Source organism: Xylanibacter ruminicola 23, assembly GCF_000025925.1.
Lineage (GTDB): Bacteria > Bacteroidota > Bacteroidia > Bacteroidales > Bacteroidaceae > Prevotella > Prevotella ruminicola.
The window spans coordinates 492,260-514,026 of the sequence record NC_014033.1; the positions used below are offsets into that span (position 1 = coordinate 492,260).

16 protein-coding genes are annotated in these 21,767 nt (G+C 51.2%); 6 read left to right on the top strand and 10 right to left on the bottom strand.

What is annotated here, in order from left to right; genetic code table 11:
• Window positions 1–168 precede the first annotated feature (168 nt).
• Window positions 169–1,707, bottom strand: coding sequence for a carboxylesterase/lipase family protein (locus PRU_RS02055; protein WP_013065164.1), 1,539 nt, complete (start codon window positions 1,705–1,707; stop codon window positions 169–171).
• Window positions 1,708–1,787: 80 nt separating this feature from the next.
• Window positions 1,788–2,666 carry a patatin-like phospholipase family protein gene (locus tag PRU_RS02060; protein ID WP_041386534.1) on the bottom strand — a complete coding sequence of 293 codons (879 nt, stop codon included), beginning with the start codon at window positions 2,664–2,666 and terminating at the stop codon, window positions 1,788–1,790.
• 130 nt (window positions 2,667–2,796) lie between these two features.
• Between PRU_RS02060 and PRU_RS02065 the strand changes: the two genes are divergently transcribed.
• The 5 genes from PRU_RS02065 (at window position 2,797) to PRU_RS02085 (ending at window position 8,615) form a co-directional block, all read left to right on the top strand.
• Window positions 2,797–3,729 carry a DMT family transporter gene (locus PRU_RS02065; protein ID WP_041385549.1) on the top strand — a complete coding sequence of 311 codons (933 nt, stop codon included), beginning with the start codon at window positions 2,797–2,799 and terminating at the stop codon, window positions 3,727–3,729.
• A 33-nt stretch (window positions 3,730–3,762) separates the two neighbouring features.
• Window positions 3,763–4,905 carry an AraC family transcriptional regulator gene (locus PRU_RS02070; protein WP_041385550.1) on the top strand — a complete coding sequence of 381 codons (1,143 nt, stop codon included), beginning with the start codon at window positions 3,763–3,765 and terminating at the stop codon, window positions 4,903–4,905.
• Between the two features lie 269 nt (window positions 4,906–5,174).
• A complete protein-coding gene (locus tag PRU_RS02075) occupies window positions 5,175–6,830 on the top strand; it encodes a sulfatase-like hydrolase/transferase (RefSeq protein ID WP_013065443.1) in 1,656 nt (551 codons plus the stop codon).
• On the top strand, window positions 6,820–8,019 hold the full coding sequence (locus PRU_RS02080; RefSeq protein WP_013063279.1) for an anaerobic sulfatase maturase: 1,200 nt from the start codon (window positions 6,820–6,822) through the stop codon (window positions 8,017–8,019). The genes PRU_RS02075 and PRU_RS02080 overlap by 11 nt, the downstream gene beginning before the upstream one ends.
• A gap of 185 nt (window positions 8,020–8,204) precedes the next feature.
• Window positions 8,205–8,615 (top strand): Hsp20/alpha crystallin family protein, encoded by a 411-nt coding sequence (locus PRU_RS02085; RefSeq protein ID WP_224083011.1) that lies wholly within the window; start codon window positions 8,205–8,207, stop codon window positions 8,613–8,615.
• A 153-nt stretch (window positions 8,616–8,768) separates the two neighbouring features.
• Here the strand turns inward: PRU_RS02085 and PRU_RS02090 are convergent, their stop codons facing one another.
• Together PRU_RS02090 and bglX are read right to left on the bottom strand one after the other, a co-directional pair.
• Window positions 8,769–10,178 (bottom strand): hypothetical protein, encoded by a 1,410-nt coding sequence (locus tag PRU_RS02090; RefSeq protein WP_041385551.1) that lies wholly within the window; start codon window positions 10,176–10,178, stop codon window positions 8,769–8,771.
• A gap of 444 nt (window positions 10,179–10,622) precedes the next feature.
• Complete coding sequence (gene bglX / locus PRU_RS02095; protein ID WP_013064472.1) at window positions 10,623–12,869, bottom strand: beta-glucosidase BglX; 2,247 nt, start codon at window positions 12,867–12,869, stop codon at window positions 10,623–10,625.
• A 95-nt stretch (window positions 12,870–12,964) separates the two neighbouring features.
• Between bglX and PRU_RS02100 the strand changes: the two genes are divergently transcribed.
• Window positions 12,965–13,792, top strand: coding sequence for an SGNH/GDSL hydrolase family protein (locus PRU_RS02100; protein ID WP_041385552.1), 828 nt, complete (start codon window positions 12,965–12,967; stop codon window positions 13,790–13,792).
• A 15-nt stretch (window positions 13,793–13,807) separates the two neighbouring features.
• Here the strand turns inward: PRU_RS02100 and PRU_RS02105 are convergent, their stop codons facing one another.
• The 6 genes from PRU_RS02105 to PRU_RS02130 are packed head-to-tail and all read right to left on the bottom strand — an operon-like array spanning window position 13,808 to window position 21,757.
• Complete coding sequence (locus PRU_RS02105) at window positions 13,808–15,400, bottom strand: alpha-N-arabinofuranosidase (RefSeq protein ID WP_013063521.1); 1,593 nt, start codon at window positions 15,398–15,400, stop codon at window positions 13,808–13,810.
• Window positions 15,401–15,414: 14 nt separating this feature from the next.
• Window positions 15,415–17,010, bottom strand: a complete 1,596-nt coding sequence (locus PRU_RS02110; protein ID WP_013064303.1) for a xylulokinase — start codon at window positions 17,008–17,010, stop codon at window positions 15,415–15,417.
• Window positions 17,011–17,027: 17 nt separating this feature from the next.
• Window positions 17,028–18,566, bottom strand: coding sequence for an L-arabinose isomerase (gene araA, locus PRU_RS02115; RefSeq protein ID WP_013064727.1), 1,539 nt, complete (start codon window positions 18,564–18,566; stop codon window positions 17,028–17,030).
• Between the two features lie 39 nt (window positions 18,567–18,605).
• Window positions 18,606–19,316, bottom strand: coding sequence for an L-ribulose-5-phosphate 4-epimerase (locus tag PRU_RS02120; RefSeq protein WP_013065512.1), 711 nt, complete (start codon window positions 19,314–19,316; stop codon window positions 18,606–18,608).
• 5 nt (window positions 19,317–19,321) lie between these two features.
• Window positions 19,322–19,996, bottom strand: coding sequence for an NUDIX hydrolase (locus PRU_RS02125; RefSeq protein WP_013064006.1), 675 nt, complete (start codon window positions 19,994–19,996; stop codon window positions 19,322–19,324).
• 15 nt (window positions 19,997–20,011) lie between these two features.
• On the bottom strand, window positions 20,012–21,757 hold the full coding sequence (locus PRU_RS02130; RefSeq protein WP_013064465.1) for a sodium:solute symporter: 1,746 nt from the start codon (window positions 21,755–21,757) through the stop codon (window positions 20,012–20,014).
• Between the last annotated feature and the right edge of the window lie 10 nt (window positions 21,758–21,767).

Here is a 21,767-nt window from a genome sequence, read left to right on the forward strand (position 1 = left end):
GTGCAAAGGTACGGCGACTTTTTGAATTAAACAAGCATTTATATTTAATTGTGTGCGAACACAGCGCTTTTATTGATACAAATCATGTTATTGATTCAGGTCAACGATAGATACAAAAAGTCCGCCTACGAATGCAGACGGACTCTCTGTTTGTTAATACTTAATACTTTATTTAGCAGTTGCAGATGGTCGTGCAGGCATAGGACCGAAGCTGAATGCGGGCAGCTTCGACTTCTCGGGCTGGCCTAAGAACGAAGCCTCGGCATCCTTCTCGTCCAACTTGAATACCATAAACTTGGTGCTCTTGGCGGTGCAAGGAGTCCAGGCACCACCCTTAGGACCGTTAGGATCGCTGTACTTTACAAAGTTGGTCCAGGCAGTAAGCATCTTCTCGCTCAGATCCCAGTCGCCCTTGGTCCAGGGGCGCCAGCAGTGCTTCAAGCTCTTGAATACAAACCACAGGTCGCTTGAGTGGAAAGCACCCTTCAGGCGCTGGGTTACTTCGGGATGACTGCCATCATCGGGCAATGGACGTGCAAACTGGTAGGCCCAAGCCTTACCGCCCTTCTGCTCGCGAACCTTACAGAACTCGGCAATGTTGGGTGCCATGTTACCCATATCATCCAGTGTAAAGCCAATCATATAAGGTACGTCGGCCAGTGTGCCCTGGCGGGTGGCATCGTCAAAGCTCTTCTCGCTTACGTAACCGTCGATCATAGGCATGAATGGCAGTCCGCGCATAAATGGGAAACCGCCAGCCTGCTGCTGTCCGTCGTTGTTCACCTGATAGTAGAGTGTAGGCAGTGCAAAGATGGTCTCGGTGCTGGCGGCGCGCATCTTCTTCAGGTCGGTCAGTCCTGCCCAGTCGAACACCTTCTTAGCGTTAGCCTCGGCCTCCTGTACGGTACCGCCACTGTAGCGGCCACCCATCATGTTACCGTTGGCATCGGGAATGCTCAGTCCCTGGGCACTCATAATCACAGCCTTGTGGAACAAGCCGCGGGCCAGGGGACTCTCGCACAGCGTACGTACGCTACCACCACCGGCGCTCTGTCCGAAGATAGTTACGTTATTGGGGTCGCCACCAAACTGGGCGATATTTTTCTTAATCCACTTCAGGGCCTCAATCTGGTCAAGGATGCCATAGTTGCCCGATACGTGGTTGGGGCTCTCGGCTGCCAGTGCAGGGTGGGTGAGGAATCCGAATACACCCAGACGGTAGTTGATGGATACCAGCACTACATCCTTGGCACCCCATTCCTGTCCGTCGAACTCAGGCTCCGAACCGAAACCTTCGCGATAGCCACCACCGTGAATCCACAGGGCTACGGGCAGCTTCTTGTTCACATCACCAGGGGCCTTGGTCCATACGTTCAGGTACAGGCAGTCCTCGCTAAAGGCAGCCTCCTTACCATAACCCCACTCGGTGTAGTAGCCACCGGTATACTGGATGGCCTGATAGCTGGGGCGACCGAAGGTATCACAAACCTTAACACCCTTCCAGGGAACGATGGGCTGTGGTGCTTTCCAACGGTTCTCCTTGATAGGAGGTGCAGCATAAGGAATGCCACGATACACAAAAACTTCGGGATGATCGTCGGCCAGGATGCCTTGCACCTTGCCACCTTCGATTGTTAGAACTGGGTTTTCTGCAGCACCTGCAGACGCTGCTACTAAGAGCAGGAGAGACATGAATAGTTTTCTCATAATTATTGGTTTTGTTGATAATAACTAATGGTTCCTATTTTATTCAGGTTTATTTATTGACGTAGCGTGCGACAAAAGGTTTAAATCGAAAGCAAAGTTTGGCGTGTTTTTTGTCGGCCTATGGCTATCAGCTTTTCCGATTTGTCGTAGTCGAACCCGCCGTAACGGGCCATCTGTATATCCACCAGCACATCGGGCTTAGTCAATTGGGCCATCAGCAGCGAGTTCTGACGTATCATCAGCGAGCTTACACGCGACAGCATGGTGTAATAGTTAAAGTCGAGGTGATCGGGTAGCAGGCGGTTCAGTATCTGTTGCGACAGCGAGTTGCTGCGTTTGCGCTTCTCGGTTATTTCCTGCTGTATCTCCCACTGCGCTTTGTAGTCGTGACCGCTCACGTCGATGCCTACCAGCAGGTCGCCCTCGTGGCGTTCCACACGGTTAAGGGGTATGGGGTTGGTAACACCACCATCTATTAGAATCATGCCGTCGCGGCGCACAGGCTCGTAAAAGGTAGGTAGCGAGATGGATGCGCGGATGGCTTCGAACAAACTGCCTTTGCGAAACACCACTTCCTTACCCGATATCCAGTCGGTAGCCACGGCGCAGTAGGGTATGGGCAACTCCTCAATCGGCACATCGGGCACAAACTCCATGATGGCCTCGATGATGCGGCTGCCTTTTACCAGGTGGTTCAGACTGAACGAGAAATCGGTCAGCTCGAGCATCTTTTTGCGGTCGATGGTTTTCATCCACTCTCTGAAGTCCTCCAGCTTGCCTGCCGCATACACACCGCCTATCAGCGCACCCATCGAGCAGCCTGCTATCGAGGTGATATGATAGCCCTCGTTAAGCAGTTCTTCGATGGCACCGATATGTGCCAGTCCGCGGGCACCACCACTCGATAGTACCAGAGCCACATCACGCTTTGTGCTTGTTGCTGTATCCTGTTTGTTCATTGCAATCATTCTAATTTCGCGACAAAAATACAAAAAATTAGGCACGAATTACACGAATTTGCGCGAATTTATTAATTTTTTCGTGTTAATTCGTGAAATTCGTGCCAAAACATTTATCTTTGCATCCTATATGACACAACAAAGTATCTTCCAGCGTCCTGTTTGGGCTGCCCTCATGGCCTTTACCGCTGCGTTTCTGTGGGGATGGGCTTACCCGTTTATCAAACTGGGCTTTGCCGAGTTCGAGATTACTGCCGACATGACGGGCAGTAAGATGCTGTTTGCCGGCATCCGCTTCTGTATCTCGGGACTCATCATCCTTTCGATAGCCCGTTTCACCCATCGCTCGTTCCAGTTCAACGAGGCCGCCAAACCAAACCTCATCGGTAGTGCTTTGTTTCTGTTGGGTTTCACCTTACTTAATACTACGCTGCATTACGCCGCCTTCTATATCGGCCTGTCGCATAGTCAGGGCAGTCGTGCCGCCATCCTCAATTCGCTCAGCGTGTTTACGCTGGTGCTGCTGGCCTGTATGTTCTTTAAGAGCGATAAACTTACCACCCGTAAAATCCTGGGTTGCACCATCGGCTTTGGTGGTATCCTGTCGCTCAACCTGGGGGGCGAGGGTAGTGGCCAGTTCACCCTGCTGGGCGATGGTATGATTATACTCAATGCCCTGTGCGGTGCCTTTGCGGGACTGATGACACGTGGCGTAAACAAGCGTGTAGATGTGTTTGTGGGAACCGGCTACAGTCTGGGCATCGGTGGTGCCCTGCTCATCATCCCCGGCTTGCTGCTGGGTGGCACGCTGCCCCATGTAACCCTGCTCGGACTGTTCTATCTGCTCATGCTCATCGGCATCTCAACCATCGGCTTTGCCCTCTACAACAAGCTGCTTACCTGCAATCCCGTTGGTAAGATAGCCATCTGGAATTCGCTCATCCCTGTGGTAGGTGCCGTTACCTCGTGCCTCTGTCTGGGCGAGCCCTTCCTGCCTAAGTACATCCTGGCCGCCACCCTCACCACGGCAGGTATATACATTATTAATAAAGGAAAAGTTTAAAATCGTACAATAACAAACAAAACTCATAACCTTATGCCTACAACTCAATATTTACTACTGTTTGCAGTCAACCTGGCGTTTATCCTCACCAACCTGTACGGATGGATTCTTAAGTGGTACTATCGCCCCAAAGCCTACAATGCGCATTTCCACGAGCTGTTTCCTGCCCAGCGGTCGGTAGGAGTGCTGTACCTGATGCAGATTATGGAGCTGCCCTACCTGTTGCAGGTGGGCGACGATGATGCACTGCTCTACGTGAATGCCTTTGCCGTGCTGTTTTTTTCGCTGCAGATGCTGGTGATGTGTCACGGCTATTTCTTTGCGGCACGAAATGCGGCCCGTGCCAGCGTGCTGGATCACAAATGGTACTGGCTGTTTATGCCGGCAGCCCTTGTGCTGGCCCCCCTGTTGCTACAGGCCCTGGGCATGGTGAAGCTGCCCGATGGTTATCGTCCTTTGGCGTTTGTGGCAGTCAGCGTGGTGTTTGCTGCCTATTTCGCCCTGTCGGTGCACATGGCACTCAAGATAGGACAGGCCGTGCGCCGTGCCAACGAGGACACCTATGCCGATAGCGATGATTTCCCCGTGCGTTTTGCCCAGTACGTCCAGTGGTTGCCCACATTTATCTGTGTGCTGATGGCTATCAACTTCTATGCTGATAATGCTATCGTGAAAGCCGTGCGCGACGTGTTTTTTACGGGTATGAACATCTGGTTCTGCATCTTTACGCTTAACCCTTGGCGACAGCCCTATGCCGACCGTACCGATGAAATCGTTAAGGCTGCAGCCGATGATATGGCTGAACCAGCACCTGTGGCAGGCACGTTCCGTTTAACCGACGAGCGCTTTATGCAGTTGAGCCGTAAGTTGGACGACCTGCTCACCAAGGAGCGTATCTTTACCGAGCAGCACATCACCAGCGACTTGCTGACGGCACGTCTGGGCACCAATGCCACCTATCTCTCCGAGGTGATACGCCGCAGCGGTTACCAGTCGTTCTACGATATGATTTGCCAGCATCGTGTGCGCCATGCCATCAGTTTGATTACTGCCAAGCCCGATGAGCGCCTGCTGGTGATAGCCGAAGAGTGTGGTTTCTCGTCGCCAGCATCGATGACCAAGGCCTTCAAGCAGTTAGGCAAGCAGTCGCCTTCGGCCTATCGCCAACAAGGGTAGGGGGCTTTCCTTTCGGCGTATTTCTTTCCTTTTAGCGTATTTCTGCTTTCCTCTCAGCATATTTTTGATGAGGGGAAAGGTGGTTTGCTGCCTGCGGGTGTATATTTGCAACCGCTAACAATAATGATATCTGTATGAGGGAATTAGAGATTCTGCTTTACGTACTTTTCGGTGTTACCGCCGTTATCGTATTTTACCTTTTATATAAGGTAAACAGTTTTTTCAATCCTAAAGATCGCCATGATTTAACCTCTAAAAAACGATAGATAATGAACAAGCAAAACATTCAGAAAACGCTGGTGCTGCTACCTACAAGTGCACTGCTGGCTGGTTGTTTGGATGCGACCGACAACCCTGCAAACAAAATCACGCCTACGCCTAATGCCGACGGCAAGTACAACATCATCTTTATCACTACCGACCAGGAAGCCTACATGGAGCAGTATCCTGCTGGTAGCGACTATGCCGCTCGCGAACGCCTGCGCCAGATGGGTACCACATTCGAGAAGCACTACGCCTGTGCCAATGTTTCCACATCAAGCCGCTCGGTTATCTACACCGGCCGCCACATCACCGAAACCTGTATGCTGGATAACACCAACTATGCCTTTGTAAACGATATGTCGCGCGACCTGCCTACCGTAGGCGATATGTTGCGCGATGCCGGCTACTATACCGCCTTTAAGGGTAAGTGGCACATTTCTGAAGATACCGAGTCGCTTGAGGAGTACGGCTTTAGCGACTGGACCGAAGGTGATATGTACGGTTCGGTTTGGGAGGGCTATAAAGAGGATGGCACCATTGCCGACCATGCCATCGACTGGCTGAAAAACAAAGGTAAGCAGCTGAACAACGACGGCCAGAGTTTCTTCCTGGCTGTAAACTTCCTGAACCCGCACGATATCATGTACTTTAACGAAACACCGGGCACGTACATCGCAGGCGAGGCTACACCTGCACCCGACGATCCTGTTTATAAAAAGAACTACAATGTGCCTGTTCCTGCATCGTGGAACGAGTCGTTCGACAAACCTGGTCGCCCTGCTGCACATAAGGAGTACAACAAGCAGTGGCAGGATTGGGTAGGTCCATCGCCAACCGACAGCACAGGGTGGCACACCTTCCGCGACTATTATTTTAACACTATCCAGGATGAAGACAACCACATGCTGGTGCTGCTCAAGTATCTCGAAAAAGCCGGACTGCTTAATAATTCCATCGTTATCTACACCAGCGATCATGGTGAGATGCAAGGCGAACACGGCTTGAAGGGTAAGGGTGGTAATATCTACGAGAACAACATCCATGTGCCCCTGATTATCTATCACCCCGAGATGAAGGGCGGTCGCCATTGTTACAACCTTACCTCGCATCTCGACCTGGCACCCACATTTGTTGATATTGCTACAGCTGGCAACGTGCAGCAGTTTAGTGCTATCACTCAGGAGCTCCACGGACACTCGCTTATGCCTGCTGTGAAGAATCCCGCTATCGACATCCGTAACAGCGAGGGTGCCCTGTTCTGTTTCGAGATGATATCCATGATTGATGGCGACTACGTGATGAATCCCAGCCTGAAGCCTGCCTATCGTGCCGATATGAACAAGCGCGGTTTTGTACGTGGCATCATCACCCCCGATTATAAGTTTGCCCGTTACTTTGCACCAGTTAAGTTCAACACACCAGCCGATTACGAAGCCTTGTGGGCCGACAACGATGTAGAGCTGCTGATGTGCGGTACCGACGAGACCGAGAACCTGGCATGGCCTAAGGATAATAACGCCAACCAGCAACTGGTAGAGCTGATGAACCAGAAACTGAACGCCCTGATACAGCGCGAGATTGGTACCGACGATGGTAGCGAAACCAAGAAAGGCTATAAGGGCGGTGTAGAAATGTACGATAAGAATAGGTATGACCAGTAGTGACGACTTGCGACACTATGCCATCGAGGTAAAGCCCATTGGTGCGGCTTGCAACCTGCGATGCCAGTACTGTTATTATTTAGCGAAGGGTGGTGGCCATGCCGCAGGCCCTTCGCTCATGACGGATGAGGTGCTCGAGAACTACATCCGTCAGGTGATTGATATCCACGGACGTTATGCCGAGATAGAGTTTGCCTGGCATGGTGGCGAGCCCACTATGTGCGGCATTCCCTTTTTTGAGCGGGCCATGGCGCTGCAACAGAAATACGGCGAGGGCCGCCAAATACTTAACACGCTGCAAACCAACGGTACGCTGCTTACCGACGAGTGGTGCCAGTTCTTCCGCAATCATCAGTTCCGTATCGGCATCAGCATCGATGGTCCCGAACATCTGCACAACATCTATCGCAAGGACGCACGGGGCGATGGTACCTTCAGTCGCACCATGCACGGTCTCGACCTGCTGCTGAAACACGGTGTCGACTTCAATACCCTTACCACCGTAAATGCCGCCAACGCCACACATGCTGCCGAGGTGTATCAGTTTTTACGAGGATTCAGCAACTACATGCAGTTTTTGCCAGTTGTCGAGAGCCTGCCGCTTAATGATAGCCATAAGAATGTGGCTTTGCCCCCAGGCATCTATAGACATCAGCCTCGCAACCTGGCCCCCTTCTCTGTGCAGCCCGAAGCCTACGGCAAGTTCCTATGTACCATTTTCGATGAGTGGAGCCGCCGTGATGTAGGTCGCAAGTATGTGCAGGTTATCGAGGCTGCCATTGGCAACCTTACCCACCGCCCAGCCGGTTTGTGTGTTCACGAATCCGTTTGCGGCCATTGTGGTGTGATTGAGAAGAATGGCGACCTGTACCGTTGCGACCGCTATGTGTTTCCCGAGTATCGCATTGGCAATATCCTGCAGGGTTCGCTCCACGATATGATGCAAACCAACCGCAAGTTTGGCGAGTATAAGCTCGACAGCCTGCCCTCCGCCTGTCTGCATTGCGATGTAGCCCATCTCTGTTTCGGTGGCTGCCCCAAGGATCGCCTGGTAGAGCGCATCACCCTTAACGGTCCCGAACGCCGCAACTACCTATGCCCCGGCTACAAAATGTTTTTCCGCTACATCTCGCAGAAAATCAAAACACTTTTTTTGCCCATTCATAAATCAATGTTTAAACGAGTTTAAAGAATTGGCAGCAAAGTTTATCATGGTTTAAAAACAATGCCATCCTGTCCACATATATACGACAAATTGGCACTGGGCACGTATATTGCAGTTTGGTATGTGAGCGCTGGAGCTAAAAAGCAAAGGTGCTCATAACATTGTTGAACTAAAAGTATAATTAGGAGGTATTGATTATGTTACCAGTAATGTTTAAAAACAGTTGGTTCCCAACAGTATTTGACGATTTCCTGAACACTGATTTTATGCCTCGTGCCAACAGTACAGCACCCGCAGTCAATGTCAAGGAGAGTGAGAAGGCCTACACCATGGAACTTGCAGCTCCAGGCATAAAGAAAGAATATTGCCGTGTAGCCATCAACGACGAGGGCAACCTCACCATCGCCATTGAAAACAAGGCTGAACACAAACATGAGGACAAGCATCATCACTATCTGCGCCGCGAGTTCAGCTACTCGAACTACGAGCAGAACTACATGCTGCCAGATGATGTGGTAAAGGAGAAGATTTCTGCTAAGGTTGAGGACGGCATCCTAACGATTACGATGCCAAAGACCGAACCTAAGGAGAAAGTTACGAAAGCTATCGAGGTTTCATAAAGTGATTACGTGGCATCTTAAACTATTGGGAGCAACATCCATCAGCGGTGTTGCTCTCTTTTTTTTCGTTGGCATCCACATGAGTTCCGCACACCGCTGAATATCCTTTCTGGCTTTGCGACACCACCTACACCGCAGGTGCCCGCTTTGTGTTTACACTCCCTTGGTGAACCACGAACTGGGGATGCTGGTGCGCTCAGTCATCCAGTTGGTTGACGGATCTACGGCAATCATCATTGGGGCCTCGCCGGTCTTGGGGAACGAGACGGTGTACATTCGGCCGTCTTTGCCGTTGGCTCGGAAGGTGATGTTGTTATTGTCGTAGTTATAACCGCTCACTTCGAACTCAGCCAGGGCTTTCGAGTAGTCGATGTTGCCCTGCGTGTTGTACATCGTAGCGGTGTCGTAATCCGACTCACTCTTTACCCACTTGGTGCTACCGATGGTTAACTCAAAGTCGATGGTGCCGCCCAGAGCACGGATGAATGCCTTGGTGGGAGCGGTGGTAGTGCTGATAACCTCGTCGCTGGTCTTAACACCATTCTCGGATGTTACCTTATGCGTATAGACGGTGTACTCCTCTACATCTACTACCACATCGTTAAAGTCGAAGTCGCCGATGGCACCCAGGTCTTCAATCATATAGCGCTTGGCGCGGCAGGTCTTCACTTCATACTGATTCTCGGTGATAACCTTTTCCTGAGGCACATCGGGATTACCCACAACAGCCAGCACCAGGTCGTTGTAATCATTATCGGTGCCAGCAATGGCATCCTCGATACCAATGTATTTAGCAATGTGATCGTCGGCCAGTTCGATATCGTCGAGCTCCAGTTCTACGTTTTCGGGCACATCAATATATACGGCGTGACCATTGGTGGTACCAACGGTTGGCAGTTGTTTGTTATTCTCGTTTCTCACATTATCCAGATAAATCTCGATTGGTGTGCCCACGGGAGCCTCAATCTTTACACCACGCATATTAACGGTCTTACCATCAGGTGTGGTCATGCCGTTAATGGTCTGGAAAAAGTTGTAGTCCTTACTGAAAATAATAACAGGATCTTCGTTGCCCACTTTTACCTTCAGGTCGTAGCGATTAAGACCACCACTGAGCAAGGGGAAGATATAGAACGAGCTGGATGGTGAAACTAATGCAACTTCGTTGCCCACCCAAATTTTCTTCTCGGGTAGCTCACTATTGATAGCGTAGAATAAGTCTGCATTCTTTTGGATGCCACTTTGAATAATATCATAGTTCCATACCGCATTGCCAAACGTAAAGTGCTTGAGCTTCAGTTTCGACACATCCCCCCAGTCGACTCCTTTTTCCAAAACTTCTACGTTGATAGTAGATACACCACGGGTTTTAGCGAGGTTTGGCTCGCCTGTAGTGAAATCCCACGACTGGCTGGGACTAATCTGGCCATACTTGGCTACAAAACTGTTGGTGTATGCCTCTTTTTGTGCTTCTTCGTAAGTGGGGATTGTATCCTTTGTGCATGAGGATAGAATAGATGCTAAACACAGACCTGCAGATAATACTAAAACGTTGGTTTTCATATTTACAATTTTTAAATTTTTCAGCAAAAGTACGAATAATATGTCTGTATAAACGAATTTATTAAGGAATTTTACCGAATTTGTTATATTTTAACCCGATGGTTCTTATGAAAAACAAAGTAGCCAGCGCATTGCGCTGGCTAGATTCGTAAGGAGGCTTGCTGAATAAAATCTGAATGTAAATACTACAAACTGCGTTCTTATAGTTAATAAGTACTAAATTAATGCGGTTGGAAGAGCAATGAACGGGAAAATTGCCTATATTTGTACCAACTAAAAATCACCAAAAAGGAATGCTTATGACAACTAAGAACGAAACAAAAAACGAAGAATTACAGATCGACGATAAGTTAGTCGAGACCAGTACACCGAAACAAATGCCATCTATATGGTACACTTAAAGAATAAGCGCGGCACCTGCAAAAAGGTGTCGCGCTTCTCTTTTTATTGTATGGTAAGTACGGCTTTCTTCAGATGTTTCAGACTGCTGTCGGGACCAATCATAATCTCAAAGTCGCCTGGTTCCAGCACATATTCCAACTGGCTGTTGTAGAATTTCAGCAGGTCGTCGGTAATCTCGAACTTCACTACCTTGCTTTCGCCCTTCTTCAGGTGAATGCGCTCAAAGCCCTTCAGCTCTTTTACGGGGCGGGTGATGCTGGCCACCACATCGTGGATGTACAGCTGCACAATCTCGTCGGCATCGTAGTTGCCGGTATTGGTAACCGTTACCTGTGCTGTGCGGCCGTTAAGCGTTACATCGCTATAAGCAAAGGTGGTATAGCTCAGACCGTAGCCGAAGGGGTAGAGTGGGTCGTTACGTACATCGAAGTAGTTGCTGCCGAACTTCTGGAACTCCTTGCGATCCTCGCCTACAGGGCGACCGGTGGGTAGATAGTTGTAGTAGAGTGGCTCCTGACCTGTGACCTGAGGCATAGAGGTGGTGAGCTTGCCGCTGGGCACCTTATCACCAAACAGTACGTCGCAGATAGCATCGCCTGCCTCGCTGCCACCAAACCATACCTGCAGGATGGCGGGCACATGGGCCTGCTCCCAGCTGAGCACGGTGGGGCGGCCTGCAAAGTTGAGTACCACTACGGGCTTGTCCAGTTGCAGCAGGGCCTGGAGCAGTTCGCGCTGCACATCAAACATCTCGAGTGTGGCGCGGCTGCTGCTCTCGCCACTCATCTCGGCACTCTCGCCCATAGCGCACACAATCACGTCGGCATCCTTGGCTATGGCCAGTGCCTCGCGCTTCAACAGTTCGCTATCCTTGAACGGGGTGGCGCGATAAAAACCACCATCCTTCTGCAGCGTAGAGTCGCTGGTAAAGTTGCAGCCCTGGGCATAGCTCACGGTGGCCTTACCTGCCAGCGCCTGCTCCATAGCCTCTTTCAGGGTGATGTACTTGCTGTTGTCGGCTGTAGGTGCCCAGGTGCCAGCCATGTTGGCACGGTTGTGGGCCATCGGACCGATAAGGGCTATCTTGCCTTGTTTCTTGAGTGGTAGCAGCTGGTCCTGGTTCTTAAGCAGCACAAAACTCTCGGCTGCCAGATTGCGGGCTGCCTGCTTGTGTTCGGTGGTATAGATGTCGGTGGCGCGGCGTTTCTTATCAAGGAAACGGTAGGGATTCTGGAACAGTCCTAACTTGTATTTCGCCTCCAGCACACGACGGCAGGCCTGGTCGATCTCGGCCATAGTGACCTTACCCTCCTTGAGCGACTGCTCTAAGGTACCGATGAATCCCTCGGCACACATATCCATATCGGTGCCTGCCTTCAGGGCCAGTGCCGATACCTGTGGGAGATTGCCCAGACCGTGTTTCATCATCTCGGCGATGGCGCCGTAGTCGGTAACTACAAAGCCATCCCACTGCCACTGCTTGCGCAGCACATCGTCGATAAGCCAGCGGTTGGCTGTGGCAGGGGTGTAATCTACGATATTAAACGATGTCATGAACGAGCCAGCCCCTGCCTTGGCGGCTGCCTGGTAGGGTGGGAAGAACTGGTTGTACATGCGTATGTGACTCATATCTACGGTGTTGTAGTCGCGACCGGCTTCGGCACCGCCGTACAGGGCGTAGTGCTTTACGCAGGCCATCATGTTCTCAGGACCATAGTTGCCCTGATAGCCGCGTACCAATGCCTCGGCAATGCGTGAGCCTAAGAACGGGTCCTCGCCATTACCCTCGGCAATACGGCCCCAGCGGGCATCGAGGGCGATATCCACCATGGGGCTGTAGGTCCAGCAGATGCCATCGGCTGTGGCTTCCTTGGCTGCGATGCGTGCAGCCTGCTCGATGGCAGCCAGGTCCCAACTGCACGACATGCCCAGGGGAATAGGAAAAATGGTTTCGTAGCCATGAATCACGTCCATACCCACCAGCAGGGGAATACCCAGACGGCTCTTCTTGACGGCGGCATCCTGTAGCTGACGGATGCCATCCACACCTTTCTGATTCAGGATGGTGCCCAGCTTGCCCTGGGCTATCAGTTGCATCAGCGGACTGTTCTTCAGTTCGCCTGTGGTTGCCGATGTGCCTGGCAGCAGGTTCATCTGTCCTAACTTCTCCTCGACGGTCATCCTGGCCATCAGCTGGCTGATAAAATCATTCATTTTGGTGTCCTGAGCCGTAACGTGCAGCCCAGAGAGGAGCAGCAGGGCTCCTACAAGTAGTCTTTTTAGTTTCATAAATGGGTTTTAATTAAAGATTTTGGGGCAAAGGTACAAAAAAGTTGGCAAAATGTATTACCTTTGCGGCGAATAATAAAAACAAATTAATAACGATGTACAACAAAATTAATCTAAAACTACGATTGATGGTGGTGCTGCTGTGTGCTGCTTTTGCCATCCAGGCTTTGTCGCAAACCGTTTTTACACATCCTTGGCAGGGTAAGCGTGTGGCTTACTTTGGCGACTCGATTACCGACCCGCGTAACAATGGTTCGAAAATAAAGTATTGGGGCTATCTGGCCGATTGGCTGGATATCAAGCCTTACGTATATGGGGTGAGCGGACGCCAGTGGAACGATATTCCACGACAGGCGGATAAGTGCTACGAGGAGCATGGCGACAGCATTGATGCCATTATGATTTTTATTGGTACCAACGATTATAATGCGGGTGTGCCCATAGGCGAGTGGTTTACACAGAAACCCGAGAAGGTGGTGGCTGGCATACACGAGCAGAAGCACCCCGTGGACCGTTTGCACCGCTATCCGGTGATGACCGACAGTACGTATCGCGGACGTATCAACATCGCATTAAATAAGGTAAAGCGCATGTATCCCACCAAGCAGATCATACTGCTGACACCTATCCACCGTGCGGGCTTTTATGCCAACGACAAGAACTGGCAGCCTACCGAGGATTATACCAACCAGTGTGGCGAGTATGTGGATGCCTACGTGCAGTCGGTAAAACAGGCTGGCGAGATTTGGGCGCTGCCTGTGATTGACTGGGGCGCTATGAGTGGTCTGTACCCGCTGATGGACGAGCACGCGCAGTACTTTAAGAGTGCCGAGAACGACCGCCTGCACCCCAATGATAAAGGGCACGAGCGCTTGGCCCGTACCCTTTACTATCAGTTGCTTACATTGCCTTGCACATTTTAAGTGCGAGGCAATTTTTTATTTCAGCGTTACCACAACAATCGACTTAGCTGGCACCTTCATGGTAAGAACGCCCTTCTTAATCTTAGCGTCCTTGTACTCCTTTGGAGCAACCACATTAGGATGATTAAAGTCGTTGTAGTCGGCTACATTCTTTGAGGTGAGGATGCGGCCGCTAACCTGCTTGGCGTTGAAACCAGCGAAGTTGAAATCTACGGTCTGATCCTTATCCAGACTTACGTTTGTGATGGCCAGAACGATGCTGCCATCCTTGGTCTTAGCTGCCGATGCAGAGAGCAGTGGGCAAGGACGTGTGGTGTTGTCGCTGGTCTTCTGCTTCTCCTTCCAGTACTCGGTGCTGCACTGCACAGTCTCGCTCTGCAGATCTACAGGCAGATAAGTAGCCTCCTGGAATGGGGTGTACATCTGGAATACGTGATAGGTTGGGGTGAGAACCATGTGGCCTGTGCCCTCCTGATCGGTCAGAATCATCGACTGCAGTACGTTAACCACCTGAGCGATGTTAGCCATCTTTACACGGTCGGTGTACTTATGGAACACATTCAGACTCAGAGCAGCTACGAAGGCATCGCGCAGGGCGTTCTGCTGGTACAGGTGGCCAGGGATAGTACCAGGCTCCTCGTCCCACCAGGTTCCCCACTCATCAACCAGCAGGCCGATGTTGTTCTGAGGATCCTTCTCGTCCATGATAGCCTTGTGCTTCTTAATCACCTCTTCGATCTCCAAGCACTTACCCAGTGCCCAGTAGTACTGATCGTTATCGAAGTTGATGGCCGAACCCTTAGGACCGTTCCAACCGGTGCAGGTGTAGTAGTGCAGAGAGATACCCTGCATGCGGGCACCAATCTTATCCATACAAACCTTGGTCCAGTTGTAATCATAGTCGCTGGCACCCGATGCAATACGATACAAACGGTTGCCACCCTGATCGCGCAGGTAGGTGTTGAACTTACGGAACTCGTCGCTGTAGTACTCAGGACTCATGTTTCCACCGCAGCCCCAAGCCTCGTTACCAATTCCGAAGTACTTTACCTTCCAAGCTTTTTCACGTCCGTTAGCACGGCGCAGACGGGCCATTGGGGTATCGCCATCGCTGGTCATATACTCAACCCACTGTGCCATCTCCTTAACGGTACCAGAACCTACGTTACCTGAGATGTAAGGCTCGCAACCCAGCATCTCGCACAGGTTCAGGAACTCGTGGGTACCAAACGAGTTGTCCTCGATGGTGCCACCCCAGTTGTTGTTACGCAAAGAGGGGCGCTCTGACTTTGGCCCGATACCGTCCATCCAGTGATAGTCGTCGGCAAAGCAACCGCCTGGCCAGCGCAGTACAGGAATCTGCAGAGCCTTCAGAGCCTCGAACACATCCTTACGATAACCGTTGATGTTAGGAATCTGAGAGTTCTCGCCAACCCAGAGGCCACCGTAGATACAGCTACCCAGGTGCTCGGAGAACTGACCGTAGATCTCCTTGTTGATCTTGGCTCCAGCCTGATCGGCATGAACCGTAGCTTTCACATTTTCAGCGGCTGATGCCGATGTGGCAAAAGCCAGTGCGATAGTCGCGGTAAAAATAAACTTTTTCATGTGGTTGATAAAAATTACTTGTTATCTACAGCGGCCTGTTCGATAGGCAGACAGCGCTTGTAGTTCTCGATATACTTCTCGAAACCAGCTACATCCTCGGCGGTAGGAGCTACAGAGGTACCGGTGTTACCGGCAAATACTACATCCTCGAGGTAGTCGGCCAGGTTCTTACCGTTCTTCTTAATCAGGTAAGCAGCCAGCAGGGCGATACCCCATGCACCACCTTCGCCAGCGGTCTCCATCACCGAGATAGGTGAGTTGAGGGCTGCAGCCAGCATGCGCTGACCTACAACGGGAGTCTTGAAGTAACCACCATGACCGGTGATACGATCTACCTTAATCTTCTCTTCCTTCAGCAGGATGTCGTTACCAATCTTCAGCACGCCGATAGCGCCATACAGGTGGGCACGCATAAAGTTAGCCAGGTTGAACTTGTCGCCAGCAGAGCGAACGAACATCGGACGACCCTCGGCCAGACCTGTTACAGGCTCGCCTGATACGTAGTTGTAAGCCATCAGACCACCGCAGTCGGTCTCGCCCTCAAGGGCCTTGTTAAACAGCTTGCCGTAAAGCTCGTTCATATCAACCTCAATACCCAACAGCTGCTGATACTCCTTGAACAAACCTACCCATGCGTTGATGTCGCTGGTGCAGTTGTTACAGTGTACCATTGCTACGAGGCTACCATCAGGTGTGGTTACCATATCAATCATCTCGTAAGGCTTAGAGAGTGGCTTCTCGAGCACAATCATTGAGAATGATGAGGTACCGGCTGAAACGTTACCTGTGCGCTGCTTAACGGCGTTGGTGGCAACCATACCTGTGCCTGCATCGCCCTCAGGAGGACATACGGGGCAGCCTGGCTTCAGGTGGCCTGACACGTCGAGCTTCATGGCACCCTCGGGGGTGAGGAAACCGGCATTCTCGCCTGCGTTCAATGACTTAGGCAGAATGTCGAGTAGCTTCCAAGAGTAGCCCTTTGGTGCGATGAGCTCGTCGAACTTGCGAACCATCTCGGCATCGTAGGTCTTGGTAGCGGGATCAACAGGAATCATACCCGAAGCATCGCCTACGCCCAGTACAAACTCGCCTGTTACCTGCCAGTGAACATAACCTGCCAGGGTGGTGAGGTACTTGATGTCGGCTACGTGCTCCTCGTTGTCGAGAATGCACTGATACAGGTGCGAGATGCTCCAACGCAGGGGGATGTTGTAGTTGAAGAGCTGTGAGAGCTCGGCAGCTGCCTTGCCTGTGTTAGTGTTACGCCAAGTGCGGAAAGGAACCAGAATCTGCTGGTCCTTGTTGAAGGCCATATAGCCGTGCATCATGGCGCTGAAGCCGATGGCGGCCAGGGCCTCGATCTCGCAGTCGTACTGCTTCTGTACGTCCTTGCGCAGTTCGGCATAGCAGTCCTGCAGACCGTACCATACAGCCTCGGTAGAGTAGGTCCACAGACCATCTACCAACTGGTTTTCCCACTCGTGTGAACCCTGCGCGATGGGCTCGTTGTCCTCGTCGATGAGGACGGCCTTTATGCGGGTTGAGCCAAACTCGATACCGAGAATGGCCTTACCTGCCTGAATAGTTTCTTTTGCTGTCATATTGATCATTTTTTGGCTAATTATTATTATCTCAGCGCTTTGTTCAGCATGAAGTATACCTCGTTGTTGCGGAGAGTCTGCTTGAAGTCGGCGATGTTGGTCTGCTTGTTGATGCGAACATACTCGATGCCCAGCATCTCGGCGAAATCCTCCCAGTACTCCTCGGTGATGTCGTAAGAGAAAGCGCTGTGGTGAGTACCACCTGCCAGAATCCAGGCTGCAGCACCAATCTCGAAGGTGGGCTGTGGAACCCAGAGAGCCGAAGCTACGGGCAGCTTTGGCATGGGCTGTGGCTCGATGCACTCTACCTCCTGAGAAATCAGGCGGAAACGGTTACCCAGGTCAACAACTGTAGCCTTGATACCAGCACCTGTCTTTGAGGTGAATACCAGACGGGCTGTCTGCTGCTTGCGGATACCGATGCCCAGGAAGTGAACCTCGAGTTTGGGCTTGTCGGTAGCAATCAGAGGACAAACCTCAAGCATGTGGCTCTGCAGACAAGAGCTCTTGTCGCCAGCGAAGTTCAGAGTGTAGTCCTCGAGGAATGAGCAACCTGTAGGCATGCCCTGCTGGATAACCCACAGTGTGCGATACAGGCAGGCTGTCTTCCAGTCGCCCTCGGCACCGAAACCGTAACCCTCCTGCATCAGGCGCTGTGAAGCCAGACCAGGAATCTGGTCGAATCCGCAGAAGTTTGGATCGTCGATGTTGGCATCGCCCAGGTCGTCGAAGTTGGTAGTGAAGGCTGTAGCGCCCTCGTCCTTCAGAACGCGGCGCAGGGCAATCTCGGCCTTGGCTGCATTCTTCACCTTTTCCCAGTAAACCTCCTCGCCACTCTCATCAATCTTGATGGTGTAGAGTTTCTTGTACTCCTCAACCAGTTCGTCGGCTTCCTTATCGGTTACCTTCTTGAAATACTCCATCAGCGAGCTTACGGGGTAGTAATCTACGTGGTAGCCCAGGCGCTGCTCGAACTCTACGCGGTCGCCATCGGTTACGGCTACGTTGTTCATGTTCATACCGAACATCAGGCAGCGCACGTTGTGAGCATCAGCCACACCTGCTGCCACGCGAGCCCAAACGGCAATCTGCTTCTGAGCCTTCTCGTCCTTCCAGTAGCCGCAAACCACCTTACGGGCTACACGCATGCGAGTGCAGATATGTCCGAACTCGATGTCGCCGTGAGCACTCTGGTTCAGGTTCATGAAGTCCATGTCGATCTCGTTCCAGGGGATTTCGGCATTATACTGTGTGTGGAAGTGGCAGAGGGGCTTCTGCAGCTGCTGCAGACCCTTGATCCACATCTTGGCTGGTGAGAAGGTGTGCATCCATGTGATGATACCCACGCACTTCTCGTCGTTGTTGGCAGCCAGCATCACCTGCTCTACTTCCTTTGAGCTGTTGGCTGTGCCTTTATATACAATCTTTACGGGGATGTTGCCTGAAGCGTTCAAACCCTCAACCATCTCCTTTGAGTGACTGTCAACTGCAACTACAGCGTCGCCTCCGTACAGAAGCTGTGCGCCAGTTACCCACCAAATTTCAAAATTCTCAAAACCTTTCATATTCTTAAGTTGTTATTAGTTAATAATGTATGATTCTTTTTAATGTTTCTGTCCCTTTTGGCCATAGTACGCGTTGGGGCCGTGTTTGCGCATGTAATGCTTCTCAACCAGCAGCGGATTCATGGTGAGGTTGGGATTAACCGAGAAGGCTACGAAAGCCATCTTGGCACACTGCTCCATCACCTTGGCATTGTAAACGGCATTGTCGGGTGAGGTTCCCCATGAGAATGGACCGTGGTTCTTAACCAGCACAGCGGGCGTGTGATCAGGGTTTATCTTACGGATGTTCAGAATCTCATCTACAATCACGTTACCAGTCTCCAACTCGTAGTTGCCCTTAACCTCTGCCTCGGTCATATCGCGGGTACAAGGGATATCCTTGTAGAAATAGTCGGCGTGAGTGGTGCCGATGTTAGGAATATCGCGACCTGCCTGAGCAAAAGCTGTGGCATAGGTAGAGTGGGTGTGAACCACGCCCTGGATGTTAGGGAATGCCTTATATAATACAAGGTGTGTAGGGGTATCCGACGAAGGGTTGAGATCACCCTCGACTACCTTACCACTCTCGAGATCAACAACAACCATGTCGCTGGCTTTCATTACATCGTAGTCAACACCAGAGGGCTTGATAACAACAAGTCCTTTTTCACGGTCGATACCTGAGACATTACCCCAGGTAAAGATTACCAGGTTCTGCTTTACAAGGTCGAGATTTGCCTTGAATACTTTTTCTTTCAGTTCTTCTAACATTGTTCTTACAGTTTGAAATTTGAATCTTCGTTATAAGCGCGCTTATTAAAACGATAGAGATAAGCGCCGCGTTTTGAACTTTTCTTGTCAATCAGTTCGGTCTTCTCAATGAAGTCCATCTCCTTGACACGCTTGCGGAAGTTGCGCTTGTCGAGCTCGGTGCCATAAACGGCCTCGTAGAGCGTCTGCAACTGGGTGAGCGTAAACAGATCGGGTAGCAGATTGAAGCCTACGGGTTCGTGCGACATTTTCTGCTGAACCAGCTTGCGAGCCTTGCTTACCATCTCGTTGTGGTCGGAATAAAGCTGTGGAATCTCCTCAACGTCGATCCACTCGGCTCCATGCTCCTGGCGCAGCTTGTCGTCGTAATCCATCACATTAATCAGGGCGTAGTACGAAATTGATACTACGCGCTCGCCTGGGTCGCGGTCCACCTTACCAAAGGCACCAATCTGGCGCATGTAGATGTTACGCAAGCCTGTCAGCTCAAAAAGTGTACGCGAAGCAGCTTCGTCCACACTTTCGGTGGCGCCAACGAAGCCTCCGTAGAGGCTCCATTCGCCACGTCCCGGGTCCATCTTGCGGCGACCGATCAATACCTTCAGCTTCTTTTCATCGAAACCGAAGATGATACAGTCGACCGACAACCAGACTTTTGAATGTTCGTTATAAAATGTCATTTGCTTATTACTATTTTACCAGAAATAGAAGTAGAACGATGCACACAGGCCGATAACAACGAGAGTTCCGATGATATCGAATGCACCCCAGCTCTCCTTGATTGACTGTTTGAAGTCGGAAGAGAAGGTGATGGCATCAATCTGCTCTTTCGAAGGTGCAGGTGTGAAGAAGCTTACAGCTACCATCAGCACGATGATGAACAGCAGCAGCCAGCACTCGAAAATGAGCCAGTTGGTCTGCCAGAACCATGTGGTGGCATCCCAGAAAGCACCATCCATGGCTGCCTTACCCGATTCGGTAACAACGTTGGTAACCAAACGAACCATACCAATCAGGAAACCGCCAATCAGTCCCCACTCACCAGCCTTTGGTGTAATCTTCTTCGAGAAGATACCCAGGGTGAATACTGCTACCATCGCAGGAGCAATGAGCGACTGGATATCCTGCAGATAAGAGTAGAGGTTACCCATGTTCATCATGATAGGCATCCAAGCCAGACCCAACAGCACTACAACAACGGTAGCGCAGCGACCTACAAATACGTAGTGAGCCTCGCTCATACCCTTCTTCATGGGCTTGTAGAAATCCTCGGTAAACAAGGTGGCGCAGCTGTTGAAGAATGCGGCCAGCGAAGCTACCAGTGCACATACGAAACCGATAGTTACGATACCCTTGATACCGGCAGGCAGAATGTTCTTAACCATCATGGCGAAAGCACCGTCAGTAGATTCGTGGTTCATGATATCCATCTCGATACCGCTACCACTCTTCAGCGAGAGGGCATAGGCAATCATACCAGGAATCAGGAACATAAAGCAAGGCAGAATCTTGAAGAAACCGGCTGCGATAGTTCCGCGGCGGGCACGCTTCATCACCTCCTTATTGTCCTCGCCAGGAACCTGACCAAGTACACGCTGAACGATGTGCTGGTCGGTACACCAGTACCAGAAACCAATGATCGAGGCACCCAGGAATACCACGTAGCCAGGGAACTGAGGATACATAGGATCGGCTGGGTCGGGGTGGAACATGTGAGTGGTTCCGAAACCATCGTGGGCTGCGTTACATACGCGCATCATCTCGCTCCATCCTGCGGTGATGCTGCCATCGCCCAGCATGTTCAGTCCGAGGAACAGAACCAGGAACGAACCAACAATCAGGATAGGAGTCTGGATGGTTGAAAGGGTCATCACACCCTTCATACCACCGAATACGGTGAACACGGCGGTGATGGCAATCAGACCAATGGCACCATACCAGAAAGGTATGCCCAGCAAGAACTTGAAGAAGATACCACCGGTGAAAGCGGTTACCGACACCTTAGTGAGCACGTAGGCCACCAGGGTGATGATACTGAGCCAAGAACCTGTGCGCTGAGTGTAGCGGAACTTCAGGAAGTCGGGCATCGTGATAATCTTACCCATCTTGTTGATGAGCAGCTGATAGAAAGGTACGAACAGCCAACCCAGAATCAGGATCATCCAACCCTGCATCTCCCAGTGAGCCATACCCACACCATCCTTTGCTCCTGTACCGGCCAGACCTACCAGGTGCTCTGAACCGATGTTGGCGGCAAAGATGGCCATACCAATTACATACCATGGCTCACCCTTACCAAAAAGGTAAGCCGAAGAATCCTCGCCCTGCTGGGCTTTCTTGTCTTTCCAGATGGCATACCATACGGCTGCCACCACTCCACATAGGCCGACGATGAGTACAACCCAGTCGAGCCAGATAAATTCATGTGAACTCCAATTCATGGAAATAAAA